The sequence below is a fragment of the Bifidobacterium miconisargentati genome, assembly GCF_019331675.1.
Lineage (GTDB): Bacteria > Actinomycetota > Actinomycetes > Actinomycetales > Bifidobacteriaceae > Bifidobacterium > Bifidobacterium miconisargentati.
In genome coordinates, this window is record NZ_JAHBBJ010000003.1 from 96,505 (window position 1) to 111,237 (window position 14,733).

At 65.1% G+C, this 14,733-nt stretch carries 7 protein-coding genes; 1 reads left to right on the forward strand and 6 read right to left on the reverse strand.

The genetic code is table 11. From position 1 onward, the window contains the following. Positions 1 to 155: 155 nt before the first annotated feature. The 4 genes from KIH81_RS02805 to KIH81_RS02820 form a co-directional block, all read right to left on the reverse strand. Positions 156 to 2,282, reverse strand: a complete 2,127-nt coding sequence (locus tag KIH81_RS02805) for a beta-galactosidase (protein WP_214303980.1) — start codon at positions 2,280 to 2,282, stop codon at positions 156 to 158. Between the two features lie 282 nt (positions 2,283 to 2,564). After that, positions 2,565 to 3,569, reverse strand: coding sequence for an ABC transporter permease subunit (locus tag KIH81_RS02810; RefSeq protein WP_214303981.1), 1,005 nt, complete (start codon positions 3,567 to 3,569; stop codon positions 2,565 to 2,567). Between the two features lie 61 nt (positions 3,570 to 3,630). Next, positions 3,631 to 4,566 carry a carbohydrate ABC transporter permease gene (locus KIH81_RS02815; RefSeq protein WP_214303982.1) on the reverse strand — a complete coding sequence of 312 codons (936 nt, stop codon included), beginning with the start codon at positions 4,564 to 4,566 and terminating at the stop codon, positions 3,631 to 3,633. Positions 4,567 to 4,662: 96 nt separating this feature from the next. After that, positions 4,663 to 6,018: an ABC transporter substrate-binding protein gene (locus KIH81_RS02820; RefSeq protein ID WP_214303983.1), complete on the reverse strand. Its 1,356-nt coding sequence runs from the start codon at positions 6,016 to 6,018 to the stop codon at positions 4,663 to 4,665. A 316-nt stretch (positions 6,019 to 6,334) separates the two neighbouring features. Here KIH81_RS02820 and KIH81_RS02825 point away from each other — a divergent pair, with 316 nt between their 5' ends. Then, positions 6,335 to 8,608: a sugar porter family MFS transporter gene (locus KIH81_RS02825; RefSeq protein ID WP_236029197.1), complete on the forward strand. Its 2,274-nt coding sequence runs from the start codon at positions 6,335 to 6,337 to the stop codon at positions 8,606 to 8,608. Positions 8,609 to 8,611: 3 nt separating this feature from the next. Here the strand turns inward: KIH81_RS02825 and KIH81_RS02830 are convergent, their stop codons facing one another. Both KIH81_RS02830 and KIH81_RS02835 read right to left on the reverse strand, forming a co-directional pair. Further along, a complete protein-coding gene (locus KIH81_RS02830) occupies positions 8,612 to 12,520 on the reverse strand; it encodes a thiol reductant ABC exporter subunit CydD/CydC (RefSeq protein ID WP_214303985.1) in 3,909 nt (1,302 codons plus the stop codon). Between the two features lie 323 nt (positions 12,521 to 12,843). Continuing rightward, positions 12,844 to 14,622 carry a sugar porter family MFS transporter gene (locus tag KIH81_RS02835; RefSeq protein ID WP_338024730.1) on the reverse strand — a complete coding sequence of 593 codons (1,779 nt, stop codon included), beginning with the start codon at positions 14,620 to 14,622 and terminating at the stop codon, positions 12,844 to 12,846. Positions 14,623 to 14,733: the final 111 nt, after the last annotated feature.

Sequence of the window (14,733 nt, forward strand, 5' to 3'; positions counted from 1 at the left end):
CATACGATACGAGGCAGTTGGTGGGCTCCGTCGAGCCGATATCGGCATGAATCCCAACGGGCCCGCCCCTCGGTCGTCTTTCGCCGCCGGCTCTCGACAGGGGAGCCGGGATGGGGCCGTCGATATCGGTGCAGCGGAGCTTTCCGGTAACGTCGCTATTCTACCTGCCTCATGACGAGCACGGCGTTCCGCGCCAGCGTATATCCGCCCGCTTCCGGGCCGCGCTCACACCGGTGGGCGAGCACCGGCTCCCCGGCGACGTCCTTCAGCTCGACCGGCTGCGTGGTGCGGTTGAGGTAGAAGTCGAATCGGACGGTACCGTCCGTGGAACGGCGGACGGTGTGCAGGACGCGAGGGTCGGATGCCTGTGCCATGCCGGTGTCCGGTTCGCCGTCCGGTTCGTCGCCGAACGCAGGCAGCAGGCCGACGAGTTTCGCGATGTCGTGACGGTCGAGGTCGCAGCCGATGTAGACGGCGGTGCCGGTGCCGTACGGATGGCTGGTGATGGCGGGGGTGCCGTCGAGCTCCCAATCCTCGGCTTCGGGGCCTTGGTAGGTGGCGATGACGTGGGTGTCCGGGGCGAGGGAGGTCACGTCGTTCTGCCATAGGCGGGTGGTCAGTCCGTTGGATAGGCGGATTTCGGCTGGTTCGTCCTCGGCTTCGGGGCCGAGGATGTTGAATTCCTCGCTTCGGATGCCGAGCATCTCGCACAGGAGCCCGCCACCGGCACCGGGGTAGCCGCCGAGGCCGATGTGGAAGCGTTCGTCGATCAGTCCGGTGGCGTAGCCGATGACGACGGTGCCGCCGCGCTTCGCGAAGTCGGCGATGCGACGGACGTCCTGGTCGGACAGGGCGATCACGGTGGGCAGGACGATGGTGCGGTAGCCGGACCAGTCGTAGGCGAGCGGCACCACGTCGGCGCGGCGGCCGGCGTCCAGGAGTCCCCGGTACCAGTCGCGCACGTCGTGCCAGTGGTTGAGCTTCATGCTGGGCAGGGTCTCGGAACGGGTGGCCCATTCGGACTCCGCGCTGAACAGGATGGCCGTGTCCGCATGCTCGAGTTCGGTGCCCTGCAGGCCGGCCTCAGACAGAGTCTCGAGGATGCCGCCGAGCTCGCACACGCCGCGGAACACCTTGGAATCCTCGCCGGCGTGGGGCACCATCGCGGAATGGAACGCCTCCGCGCCGGACGCCGACTGCCGCCATTGGAAGAAGTTGATGGCATCGGCGCCCATGGCCACATGAGCCAGGGAATCGCGTACGAGTTCGCCGTGGCGTTTGCGGGTGTTGAGCGGTTTCCACTGGACCGCGGACGTGGAGTGCTCCATCACGTACCACGGCTTGCCGAGGGCCAGTGAATCCATGAGCGCGTCCGAGCAGGCGAGCTCGTCCAGATGGGATTCGCCCTCATGGAAGTAGTGGTCGTTGGACACGAAATCGACCTCGTTCGCCCACTGGGCGTAGTCCATGGTGCACTGGTCGGTGGAGACCATGAAGTTCGTGGTGAACGGCTTGCCGGGGCAGATCTCCTCGATGGCGTCGCGTTCGGCCTTGTAGAAGTCGAGGAGCATGTCGTTGCCGAAACGCTCGTAGTCGAGCTGTTGGGCGGGGTTGACCATCGCGTCACCGCCCATGTGGCGCGGCAGTTGGACCTCGCCGAAGTCGTTGACGTGCTGGGACCAGAACGCGGTGCCCCAGGCCTCGTTGAGCGCCTCGATGGTGCCGTACTTGGACTCGCACCACGCGCGAAACGCGGCGAGGGCGTTGTCCGAGTAGTCGTACCGGTTGTTCCAGCCGTATTCGTTACCCATGTGCCATGCGGTGACGGTCGGGTTGTCCTTGTAGTGCTCGGCGAGCTTGCGGCACAGGGTGAGCGCGTATTCCTTGAACACCGGGCTCGTGGGCTGCCAGGACTGACGGGAGCCCGCATTGACGGTGTGTCCGTACCGGTCGACGGGCAGGACCTCGGGGTGCTTGGCGTATAGCCAGATCGGCGCGGAGGCCGTGGCCGAGGCCAGGTCCACGGCGATGCCGGCGGCGCCGAGCTTGTCGATCACCATGTCCAGCCAGTCGAACGTGAACTCGCCTTCGCACGGTTCGATACGGTCCCAGCTGAAGATGGCCAGGGCGACCGTGTTGACGTGCGCCTGTCGCATGAGACGGATGTCTTCGTCGATGACCTCGTCCGGCCACTGGTCCGGGTTGTAGTCGCCGCCGAAGGCGATGCCTCGACCGGTCGGGGTCAGCAACGCCGGCCACTTGAACGATCTGCGTTCGGTCATGGGAATCACAAGTCCTTTGCTGGATGGGTTTTGGGGGTTGTGCGCGGAGGATGGAATCGGCCGGTGGCCGATGCTGTGGGTTCCACAGGCCTTGCGGACTGCTCCTCTTCTCTCCCCCACCCGCTTCGCGGGAGCCCCCTCGTCAGAGGGGGCCGAGGCCTGCACAGGTAAGGCTCGGCTCCCCTTGCCAGGGGAGCTGGACGCCGCAGGCGGACTGAGGGGTAGCAGAAGAGCAGGCGGAAGCCCGCGGGAAACACGGCATCGGCCGCAAGGCCGATCCCACTACTCCTTGACGGCGCCGGCCGCCAAACCGGACTGCCAATACTTCTGCAGGCACAGGAACGCGATCACCAGAGGAATAATCGTGATCAACGAACCCGTGATCACCAGGTTCTGGATCGCCTGGCCACCGGCCGTACTCGCCTGGTCCTTCCACTGGTTCAAGCCGATCGTCAACGGATACCAATTGGAATCCTTCAACATGATCAACGGCAGGAAGTAGTTGTTCCACGTCGCCACGATCGTGAACAAAGCGGTCGTCACGATGCCAGGCGCGAGCAGCGGCAGCGAGATCTGGAAGAAGGTGCGGAACTCGCCGGCGCCGTCCACGCGGGCGGCCTCCAGCAGTTCGTCCGGCACGGCCTGGTCACTGAAAATCCACATGAGGTACAGGCCGAACGTGGACACCAGCGAGGGGATGATCATGGCCCACGGGGTGTTGGTGAGGTTGAGCTTGGCGAACAGCAGGAACTGCGGCACGGCCAGGGCGATGCCCGGCACGGAAATCGCTCCGATGATCACCGCGAACACCAGCTTGCGGCCGGGGAAGCGGAACTTGGCGAGCGCGTAGCCGCCCATGATCGCCAGCAAAGTCGCGCCGCCCGCGCCGACCAGCACGTACAGGATGGTGTTGATGAACCAGCGGCCGAAGATGCCGTCCTGGTAGGTGAACACCGTGACAATGTTGTCCCACAGGGCGAAGGTCTTGCCGAAACCGAGACCGAACGTACTCGTGAAGTCGGCCTGCGTCTTCGTGGCGTTGATCGCCAGGTAGACGAACGGGAAGAGGCAGTAGACCGCGAAGATCGCGCAGATCACGGTCATCAAAGCCGAACGCCTCGGGTTGTTGACGTTCGCGAAGCCGGATTTCTCGGCGCGCTTGCGTTCGGCCTTTTCGTCGGCGGCGATGCGCTTCTGACGTTCCTTCTCGGCCTTCCTGGCGGCCTTCTCCTGGGCCCTGAGTTCGGCTTCGGTCATTCGGCCGGAGGCCATGGTCGCGCTACTCATCACGCACGCTCCTTAGTATCGGCATCAACGGGTTCGACGGTCATCACGGGCATTCGGCGCATCACTTCATCTGCTCCTTCATGCTCTTGAGCTGCACGGCGTAGGCGATGGCCATCGTGATCACGGCCATGGTGATGGCCAAGGCGGCCGCGTAGTTGGACTGGTTGCCGGTGAAGCTCAGGTTGTAGGCGTACATGTTCGGCGTGTAGTACGTCGTGATCGCGTTGCCGGGCACCATGTTCTGCAGGATGGAAGGCTCGTTGAACAGCTGGAAGCTGCCGATGATCGAGAAGATCACCGTGATGGCCAGCGAGCCGCGCAGTTCGGGCAGCTTGATCTTCTTGACGATCTGCCATTCGGAAGCGCCGTCGATGGAAGCCGCCTCATACAGCGAATGCGGAATCGTGGAGAGCGACGAATAGAAGATCAGCATGTTGTAACCCGTGAACTCCCACGTGTTGATGTTGCCGATCGCGGCCAGCAGCACCGAAGGCTTCAGCACGTCGATGTTCGTGCCGAAGAAGTCGTTGAACGAGCCGACCAGGCCGTACTTCGCGCCGTACACGAAGCCCCAGATCATGGTCGAGACCACCGCAGGCACCGCGTAGGGCAGGAACGTGGAGATGCGGAAGAACTTGGTGCCGTGCAGTTTCATGGAGTCCAGGGCGAGCGCCATCGCGGCCGCGAGGAAGAGCATGATCGGCACCTGCACCACCGTGAACAGGGCCACGCGGCCGACCGAGCTCCAGAACTGCTGGTCCACGAACAGGCGGGTGTAGTTCTCGAGTCCGACGAACTTGGTGCCGCCGATCATCTGCTTCTTGAAGAACGAAATGTAGATGGCGTACACGATCGGGATGATGAACACGAATACGAACACCACCGCGAACGGCCACATGAACTTCCATCCACGCCAATCGGCCTTGTGCTTGTTGATACGGGCCTCGGGCGTGTGCAGGCCCGCCATCTCCGGGCTCACGCCTACTGTTTGCGACATTGTTTTTCCTTTTCCTTCAGCCTTCCGGGCATGAAAGGAGCGGGGATACTGGGGAGTATCCCCGCTCCTGTTGTCCAGCTCGCGCCGGCGTGAATCCTACTTGAGGGTGACGGTGTAGCCCTGCTGCTCGCCCTGCTCGGCGAGCTTCTTGCCGTAGTTCTCCAGCGCCTGTTCCAGGGTGATGTCGCCGGAGTAGGCCTTGGAGACCTCGTCGCCGTAGGCGGTCTGCGCGTACGGGTTGTACGGCAGGTACTGGAACTTCTCGGTCGGGCGCTGGGCCGCGGCGGAGAGCACCTCGTTCACGTTCTGGCCGCCGAAGTAGTCGTTGGTCTTCTTGTTGGCCTCGGTGGTGGGGTCGGTGAAGGAGTCGGACTGCAGGATCTTCTTCAGGGACGGGAAGGTGCCGGTGTCGGCCATCGTCTGGGCGCCGTCACCGTGGGTCATGTACTCGATGAACTTGTAGGCCGCGGCCTGGTTCTTGGAGAGCTTGACGACCGCGAGCGCGGAGCCGCCGTCCTCGGCGGAGACCTCCTGGCCTTCCTCCCACTGCGGCAGCTGGGCCACACGCCAGTTGCCGGCCTGGTCCGGGGCGCCGGTCATGAGGTTGATCGGCATCCAGGCGCCGATGGTCAGGGATGCGATGGTGCCGTCGTTGAGCTCGCGGTTCCAGTCGTCGGACCAGTTCGGGGTCTTGGTGTCCACGAGGTCCTCATCGATGAGCTTCTGGACGAACTTGATGTAGCGCTGCATGCCCTCGTCCTTGGTCATGTTGATGGTGATCTTCTCGCCATCGACCTTCCACGGCTGGGCACCGGCCTGCCAGACCTGCGCGGTGAACGGCTGGTAGTCGTTGGAGGTGCCTGCCAGGTTGGTGATGTAGGAACCGGTGGCGCGGATCTTCTTGGCGGCCTCGTAGTAGTCGTCCCAGGTCTTGATGGATTCGCCGTCGACGCCGGCCTTGTCGAACACGGCCTTGTTGTAGAAGAACATCTCCGGGCCGGAATCGATGGGCAGGGCGTACGGCTTGCCGTTGTACTGCAGCTTGTTCCACGGGCCGGCGGCGAAATCATCCGCAAGCTTGTCCGCACCGTACTCGCTCAGATCCACGAGGCCGTCGGTGACGGCGAACTGGGTGACGGTCGGATCCTCCAGCATCACGACGTCCGGGGCGCCGTTGCCGGCGGCGATGGCGTTGGACAGGGCGGTGGAGGTCTTCTCGGCGGTACCGGTGTTGTTGAACTTCACGGTGATGCCGGGGTTGGCCTTCTCGAAGCCGGCGATGATGTCCTTCATGGAGTTGCCGGAGTCCCAGCCCCAGAACACCAGCTCGGCCTTGTCGGCGTCGCCCTTGTTGGCGCTGCTGTTGCCGTCCGAACCGCTGCCGCAGGCCGCGATGCTGACGAGCGTGGCCACGGCTGCCGTCGCCGCGAGAACCTTCTTGACGTTGCGCATGATTGTCTCCTCCTGGGCTGGCCGGAGTACCTTCTCCGGCGATTGCACCCTGTTTCCTGATGCGTTTGGTGGTACAGCTGTGTACCAAACACATTTACGATGATACACCTGTGTATCATCCTGTCAATCAGGCGTGTCGCAAGCGCATCACCGGCACCGGACCGGCCACACGTTGTGAACGCTCACAGCATTTTTGGAATCCTCTGGCCTCCTACTCCCCCGATGTCTATGATGGTCGGGTACCCCCTTGTTGCGGTTGAGAGGAAGAGAGCGCATGGCGGGCCTGTTTCAAGCTGCCAAAAAACAGCGGAATCCTTTGGGAACGACCATTCGTGCCCATGGATCGGGCAAATACACCTTCGGTCTGGCGTTGAGCGCCGGCCTCGCGGGCCTGTTATACGGCTACGACACGGTGTCCATCTCCGGCGCCATCGAATTCCTGCGTTTCCGCTACGGGCTCAGCACGTTGATGGAGGGACTCGTGATCTCCTCCATCATGGTGGGCGCCGTCATCGGCGCGGCGACCGCCGGCTTCCTGTCCGACCGGTTCGGCAGGCGGCGGATCCTCATCATCGGCGGCGCGTTCTTCTTCGTCGCGGCCATCTGGAGCGCGCTGACCTTCGGGCCCATCGACCTCATCGTGGCCCGCGTGGTCGGCGGCTACGGCATCGGCCTGACCTCGGCGCTGGCCGTCACCTACATCACCGAATCGGCGCCCACAAACATCCGCGGACTGCTGTCCTTCTCCTACCAGCTGCTCGCGGTGTGCGGCATCTTCCTGACCAACGTCATCAACTACATCATCGCCTCCTACGGGTCGAGCGGCTGGGACATCAGCACCGGCTGGCGCTGGATGCTGGGGCTCGGCGCGATTCCGGCCGCCGCGTTCCTGCTGGCGATGACCCGTGCCCCCGAAAGCCCGCGTTTCCTTATCCAGGTCGGCAAGACCGACGAGGGCTTCGCGGTGCTTGAGCACATCCTCGGCACCGAACGCGCACGCCTGCGCACCGACGACATCCGCGCCTCCGTGAAGCTGGAGAACGAAATGTCCAGCGAATTCCACGACCTGTTCCGTCCGGGACTGCGGCGCGCGCTGGCCATCGGCATCTTCCTGGCGGTGTTCAACCAGTTCGTCGGCATGAGCGCCATCTCCTACTACGGCCCGGTCATGTTCGCCAAGCTCGGCTTTGGCGGCGACACCGAATTCCTCACGGCCGCGAGCGTGGGTGGCGTGGAGCTGGTGGCCACCGTGGTGGGCATGTACCTCATCGACACCTTCGGCCGCAAGCGGCTCATGGAGGTGGGCACCGGCATGATGTGCGTGTTCGCGCTGTGCATCTCCGTCGCCTACATGCTGGACAGTTCGCTGCTCGCGCTTGTGTTCGTGATGGCGTTCACCGTCTCGTTCGCCTTCTCGATGGGCCCGATCCCATGGATCGTCATCCCCGAACTGTTCCCCACGTACCTGCGCGGCCGCGCGACCGGCCTGTGCGTGATGTGCCTGCTGTTCGCCAACTGGATCATCGCGCAGTTCACGCCGCTCATGATCGACGGACTTGGCGGCGGCACGTCATTCGCGTTGTTCGGCGTGCTGAACCTGATCTGCCTGCTCGGCATCATCACGCTGGTGCCGGAGACGATGGGCCGCACGTTGGAGGAGATCGAGCATCTGTGGCAGCCGAAGACCAAGCTGGCGGCCGCGAAGTACACACTGAGCTCGGCCGACGCGAACATCCGTCATGCCGAGGCCACGCTGCGCCGTGTGGAGAACGAGCGGCAGCAGGCGCTGGGCATCATGGCCGCGGCCCAGCGTGCGCGCATCGAGGCACAGCAGCAGGTCTTCGATCTCGAAGCGGCCGAGAAGGCCGAAAAGGAGCGTCTGGCCGCCGAAAAGGCCGCGAGGAAGGCGGCCGAGGAGGCCCGCAAGGTTGCGATGCGGCAGTCGTCCGGGGCTGGCGTGAGTGCCGAGGCAGGTGCGGCCGGTGCGTTTGGTGCCGATGTGCCTGACACCGATTCCCACACCAGCCGCGACGCCGGATCCGGCCAGCCGCCTACCCAGCATGATTCCGGGCTGCTGAGGGCACTCAATTCCGTGGTCATCACGGACGAGGTCACCAGGGCCGTGCAGGAGGCGTCCGAGCGCATCGCGCAGGCGATCGCGCAGGCGACGGCCGCCGCGCAGCACGATTCGCAGACCGCCGGGGCCGCGGAAGCCGACGGCACCGGGGAATACGGCAGCACGCCTCATGAGGCTCACACGCCGATGCTGGACGAAGCCGCCGCCGAGGCCGCCGCACGGGCCGCCGTGGACGCCCTGGTCGATTCGCTGCCCACCGACCTGTCCGAACTGGTCGGACGCCGTTCCGCAAGCGCGAACCGTGCCGACGAAAGCCGGCCGAAGGGTTTGAAGCCGGCGTCGATATCATCGGTGGAGCGCTTCCATGATGCCGATACGGCCCGCGGCGTGCTGCTGCCCGCCGCGCACGAGGAGCCCTTTGACGAACGCACCTACCACGAGGCGGAGGACGCCCGTGAAGCTCGTGCCATCGATGAGGCCCTGGACTCGCTGGACGCCCTTATCAAGGCCTGAATCTCACAGACCCAGCACATCGTCAGCGATGCGCATGGCGGATTCGCGGTGAGAGACCAGCACCACGCCGGTGCCGTGTTCGGCGGCGACCCCGCGGATGGAGCGCAGGATGATCGCCTCGTTGAGGGCGTCAAGGCGGCTGGTCGGCTCATCGAAGAGGATGAGATCGGCCCGGCGCAGGAACACGCGGGCGAGTCCGATGCGCTGGCGTTCGCCTTCCGAAAGGCGATCGCCAAGCTCCCCCACCTGCGTGGCGAGGCCGTCCGGCAGGGAATCGATGAGGTCGAGCACCGAGGCTTTGGCCAGCGCCTCGCGCAGTCGCGCGTCAAGGGCGTCGGACGGGCTTGATTCGATGTCCGATTCAGGCAGGGCGATGAGCAGGTTGTCGCGGATCGTGCCGTCGAACAGGTGGGTTTCCTGACTCATCATCGCCTGGACGCTGCGGCGATGATGCGCGTCGATTGCGGGCAGCGGCGTGCCGGACATCGCGACCCGGCCGGACTGCGGATCCCAGTAGCGCATGAGGAGCTTGAGCATCGTGGACTTGCCGCGGCCGGACGGGCCCTGCACGCCGAGGATGCCGTGGCGCGGGATGTCGAGGCTGAAGTCGGTGAGAATCGGCGAGGTGGCGGTGCCGGAGGCGGCCGGATAGGCGAATGCCACATGGTCCAGGCGCATGCCATCGTATTCAGGGGTGGCGATGCCGGTTTCGGTGACGGCCGGGGCCTCGTCCATGATGCCGAACAGTCGGCGGGCGGCGGCGAACGTTTGCGTGAGGTTCGCGGGCAGCGCGCTCAGGGCGAGCGTGGGGCCGAACGAGCTGACGAGCAGCACGAATGCGGTGACCAGCGCTGGGATGTCAAGCGGCTGCTCGGCGGCGAAGCGGATCACGAGCGCCGTGGCGATGCCGATCAGCAGGAACACGAGCAGGCCGCCGATGCCGGCGAACCGGCCGTTGACGCTGCTGAGCTTCGCGTGGTCGCGCCACAGGGCCCGCGTGCGGTCCTCGATGGCACGGGCGCGCTCCTCGCCGCGGCCGAAGCGGATGATCTCGTCCAGGCCGCGCATGTCGTCCAGCATCACGTCGTCCAGTTTGCCGGCGGCGCCGCGGATGGCCGGGCCGAGGTTGTGCACGCCGGTGGCGAAGAACTTCGGTACGATCACGCCGATGACCAGGTGGGCGGCGATGAGCATGAGCGCCATCCGCGGGTCGAGCGTGGCGATGGCGAGCGCGTAGACGACGGTGGTGGTCACGGCGATGGCCACCGGACTGATGGTGTGCGCGAAGAAGATCTCCAGCAGTTCCACGTCCGTGGTGAGCATGGCGATGAGGTCGCCCTTGCCCTTGCCGGCAAGCTTGGCGGGGGCGAGTCTGCGCAGCGAGGCGAAGGCCTTGGAGCGGAAGAGCGCAAGCAGGTGGAAGGCCACGTTGTGGTTGAGGTACTGCTCCACGTAGCGCGTAACGCCGCGCAGCAGCGCGCACACGATCATGCCGGCGAGCGCCGGGCCCGCGCCCATGCCCCATACCGGGTGGTCGGCGAGCGCGAAGCCTGCCACGATGCCGAAGACCGGCAGGAATGTGGCCGCGAGGTGTCCGATGCTGCCCGAGACGGTGGCCGCGACCATGAGTCGCGCGAGCGGGCTGGCTTCCTTGAGCAGTCGGCCGACGACCTGCCAGGTGGTGAGCGGTGGTGCGGGTGCGGTCTTCTCGGGTTTCCGGCCGTCCGTCGGTTTGCCGTGCGCGGTCGGAGTACCGGCGTGCGGAATCGCGTCATTCGCGACTCCGGCTGTCTCGCCGGCGGCCCGTCCGGCGGCCCGTCCGGCGGCCCGTCCGTCGAATCGTTCGATGTCGGCCTGGGTGGTGAACAGTTCGGCGTACCGGCCGCCCGCGGCCATGAGTTCAGCGTGCGTGCCGGTTTCGATGGAGCGACCGTGTTCGAGGACCACCACCTGGTCGGCGTGCTCGGCGTTGGCCATGCGGTGCGTGATCATGATGACCGTCTTGCCATGGATCGCTGCGAGTTCGCGGATCGTGTCGAGGATCATCGCCTCTGATTCCACATCCACGCTGCTGGTGGCCTCGTCGAAGACGAACACCGGGGAGTCGTGCAGAAGCGCGCGGGCGATGGCGATGCGCTGGCGCTGGCCGCCGGACAGGTTCGCGGCGTCCGGTTCGATGGTCATGTCGAGGCCGGCCGGCTGCGAGCGTACGAAGTCGGCGATGCGGGCCTGCTCGAGGGCGGCCCACAACCGGTCGTCCATTCGATTGTTCATTCGGTCGTCCGTGGGCCGGGAAGCCGGGTCGGCCGCGTTGACGGAGCCGGCCGAACCGGCCGATTCAGTCGAATCCGTCGAACCGGCGCTGCCAACGTTCGCGACGTCCACGGCACCGGCGGGACCGTTCCCCTCGCCGACCGGCAACGCCATCATCAGGTTCTCGCGCAACGTCCCGGCGAACAGGTGGCTGCGTGCGCCGATCAACGTGACCGCACCGGCCAGCGCCTCGCCGGACAGATCGGACACTTCCGCACCACCCAACGTGAGCGACCCGCGGTATCCGATGAGCGAGCCGGCCAGCAGCGCGGCGGCCGTGGATTTGCCGGAGCCGGAGACGCCGACGATGGCGGTGAACCGGCCCGGCCGCGCGGTGAAGGTCACGTCGGAGAGGGCTTCGGTGCCGTCGTCGTAGGAGAAGCCCACCTTGTCGAACCGGACTTCGGGGGCTTTATCCCCGGCCGGCAGCGAGGCCACGCCATGGGCGGGTTCGGGCGCGTCCAGCAGCGCGAAGATGCGCTTGGTGGAGGTCATGCCGTTCATGGCCACGTGGAAGAACGAGCCGAGCTGGCGCATCGGGATGAAGAACTCGGCGGACAGCAGGATGATGAACAGCAGTCCGGCCAGAGTGAGCGGGAAGCCTACGCCGAACGGCATCAGGTATTGCAGACCGTAGGCGAGGTAGGAGAACGGGTGCGTCAGGTGGTCGGCCAGCACCGCAAGGGACCAGCCGTCCGCGAAAACGGGCGCGTGGGCGAAACGCCATAGGGCCACGCCGATGCCGGCCGCGGCTCCGCCGTACGCCACCACGTCCATGGCCGTGAGCGAGCGCAGCTGGATCTGCAGCACGCGCATGGTCATGACGCGGAAGCCCTCGGCCTTCTCGTCCATTTCGGCGGCGGCACGATCGTCCGCGTCGAAGTTCTTCAGCGTTTCGAGGCCCTGCAGGTTGTCCAGGAAGGCGGCGCCCATGTCCGTGTACCGACCCCAGTACTTCTTGAAGGCGCGGGCGGCGGTCATGGAGACCATGCCGGTGACGATGATGATGAGCGGCGCGCACAGCAGCATGGTGAGCGCCGAGGGCATGTCGATGGGAGCGATGACCGCGAATAGCGTGACGGGTGCGAGGATGGCGTAGAAGAGCTGCGGAAGGAACAGTTCGAAGAAGCTTTGGATCTGCTCGACGCCTTCGCCGGCGGATTGGATGACGTCCGCGGTGGTCACGCGGGATTTGTAGGACGGGCCGAGGGCCAGCATCTTGCGGTAGAGCCTGGAGCGCAGGGCGAGTTTGACCCGTTCGGCGGCTTCGGTGCCGAGTCTGGTGGCGTGGGTGGTGGCGAGGTAACGCACGGCCGCGCACACCAACGCGAGCAGGACGTAGATCATGAGGTCGCCGGCCATCGGCAGCACGGCGGACCCGGAGACGTCGGCGAGCGGCGTTGGACAGATCACGTCCGGCGAGGTGTCGTCGCAGTGGGAGATGTCCGGGGCCGCGGCGGCCAGCAGCCCCTGCAGCAGCATGACCAGCGAGAGCATGAAGCCGATGTTGGCCAGCAGGCTCACCCACATCAGCGCCACTTTGCCGGCCACCAGACGGCCGAGTCCCGGCGTGATAGCGAACAGTCGTTTATCGAACATGCCTGTCGTTTCCCCTTCCTGACGAGACTCTTTGACGAGACTTTGCGTACAACGCAGACCAACCGTCCTTTTCCTCGGCTTCCCCTTGTCAGGGGAACTGTCGGAGAATGCCGACCGAGGGGCAGTCCTGCGAATCATTCATCACTTGGTCAAACACAGCTTCACGTAACGATGACCGCTTGCCACCGTAGCGGAAACGACGGGCACACGCCAGAGACGGTTTGGGGCCGGGCCACCCAGACGGGAGGCTCCGGCCCCAAACGAATGCAATCGGCCAATGATCGATCGCCCGATTGCGGCTGCGTGCGACTAACGACTAGCGACTAGCGGCGCTTCTGCGCGGCGACGAGCGCCTCCGCGGCGGCCTTGGTGGCGATGGCGCGTTCCTTGGCGCGGCGTGCGCGGGCCAGCTCGGCTTCGGCGGCCTTGATGTCCGCCTCGGCCTGCTTGAGGTCGGCGGTGGCGCGCACCACTTCAAGCTGCGCGTTGGACTGCTGCTCGTCCTTCGGCTTCCACAGCTCGGCGATCTCCTCCAGTGTCTTGTCCTTGGTCTCCGGCACGAAGGTGATCACGCCGAGGAAGCAGATGAGGTTGGTGCAGGCGAACACCAGGAAGGTGCCCATGCCACCGATGCCACTGATGAGCATCGGAGTGAACTGGCCGATGGCCCAGTTGGTTGCCCACAGGAACACGGTGCAGATACCGGTGGCGCGGCCACGCAGGTAGGTCGGGAACAGCTCCGGGATCATGATCCACGGGATCGGGCCCATGGAGAAGGCGAAGCAGGAGGTGAAGCACATCACGAAGATGAGCATGAGCAGCTGGTAGTTGTTCGCGTAGGAGAAGGAGATGCCGAGCGCGAACAGCACCATGAGGCCGGAACCCACGGCCATGAGCTTCTTACGGCCGGCCGTATCGATGAGGTACATGCCCACCACGGTGAACACCAGCTCGATGCCGCCCACCAGGGAGGAGGCCAGGAACTCGGTGTTGCCGCCGAAGCCCATGTGGCTGAACATGACCGGGCCGTAGTAGGAGATGGCGTTCATGCCGATGGCCTGGTTGAAGATGGCCAGGAAGATGCCGATGAGCAGGGCCTTGCGCAGGCCGGGCTTGAACAGGTCGGAGAACTGGGCGTTGGCTTCCTGCTCGGCCTTGATCTGGAGCTGAATCTCCTCCACGTCGCGGCGGGCCTTGTCCGAACCGTTGATGCGTTCGAGGACCTTGTAACCCTCTTCCACGCGGCCGGCCTGAACCAGGAATCGCGGCGATTCCGGGGAGAACCACAGGGCGGCCACGAAGATGGCGGCCGGGATGGCGCCGATGCCGAGCATCCAGCGCCAGCCGAATTCGATGCCCCATTCGTGGGAGCCGGAGGAGGCGATGAAGTAGTTGATGACGTTGGTCAGGAAGATGCCGGAGATGGTCAGCAGCTGGTAGGCGCTGGTCAGGGCTCCGCGGATGTTGGTCGGGGCGGACTCGGTGATGTAGGTCACGGCGAGCGCGGCGGCCAGACCGATGCCGATGCCGCCGATCACGCGGGCCAGGATCAGCGTGAACGGGCTGAACGTGAAGGCGCTCCACAGGGCGGCCACGAAGAAGAACGCGCCGCCGAACATGAGGATCTTGCGGCGGCCGTACTTGTCGGACAGGAAGCCGGAGAAGCCGGCGCCGATCACGCCGCCGATCATGATGGAGCTGATGACCAGGCCCTGCAGCGCCGGGCTCAGCGCGTACTTGGACTGCAGGAAGTCGATGGCGCCGGAGATGGACACGGTGTCGTATCCGTAGAGCAGACCGGCCAGGCCGGCGCTCAGCGCCAGGCCCACGATGTAGCGGCCGGAACCGCGGCGCTGGTGCTCGTCCTCTTCCTCGACCGTCTTGATGGGTTCGCTTGTCGATGTCGCTTGACTCACTGCAGTGACCTCGTGTTTCTCTGATTGCCTTTGGTTCTTCTTCTCTGTGGCGCGGCGTGACGTTGCGTCGCCGACGATGCCCGCAAGGGGTGCAACGCTTGGGATAATTCGGTCGATTCGACCGGTCCGGTTGGCCAGCCGAGCCGGCCTGTCGACCTGCCCCGATTGGCTTGTTAGCGTTAACACGATTCTTGCCGAAAGGATATGCTACCCCTTGCCGGACGGCGTAATGACCAAAAATGAACTTAAACGGCAAATCGTTGCCAAACCGTTATCGTTCGGAGTTACTGCTCGGGG

Excerpts from the sequence above, each read along its gene's own strand:
- KIH81_RS02805 (WP_214303980.1), bottom strand. The coding sequence starts at position 2,282 with ATGACCGAACGCAGATCGTTCAAGTGGCCGGCGTTGCTGACCCCGACC.
- KIH81_RS02810 (WP_214303981.1), bottom strand. The coding sequence starts at position 3,569 with ATGAGTAGCGCGACCATGGCCTCCGGCCGAATGACCGAAGCCGAACTC.
- KIH81_RS02815 (WP_214303982.1), bottom strand. The coding sequence starts at position 4,566 with ATGTCGCAAACAGTAGGCGTGAGCCCGGAGATGGCGGGCCTGCACACG.
- KIH81_RS02820 (WP_214303983.1), bottom strand. The coding sequence starts at position 6,018 with ATGCGCAACGTCAAGAAGGTTCTCGCGGCGACGGCAGCCGTGGCCACG.
- KIH81_RS02830 (WP_214303985.1), bottom strand. The coding sequence starts at position 12,520 with ATGTTCGATAAACGACTGTTCGCTATCACGCCGGGACTCGGCCGTCTG.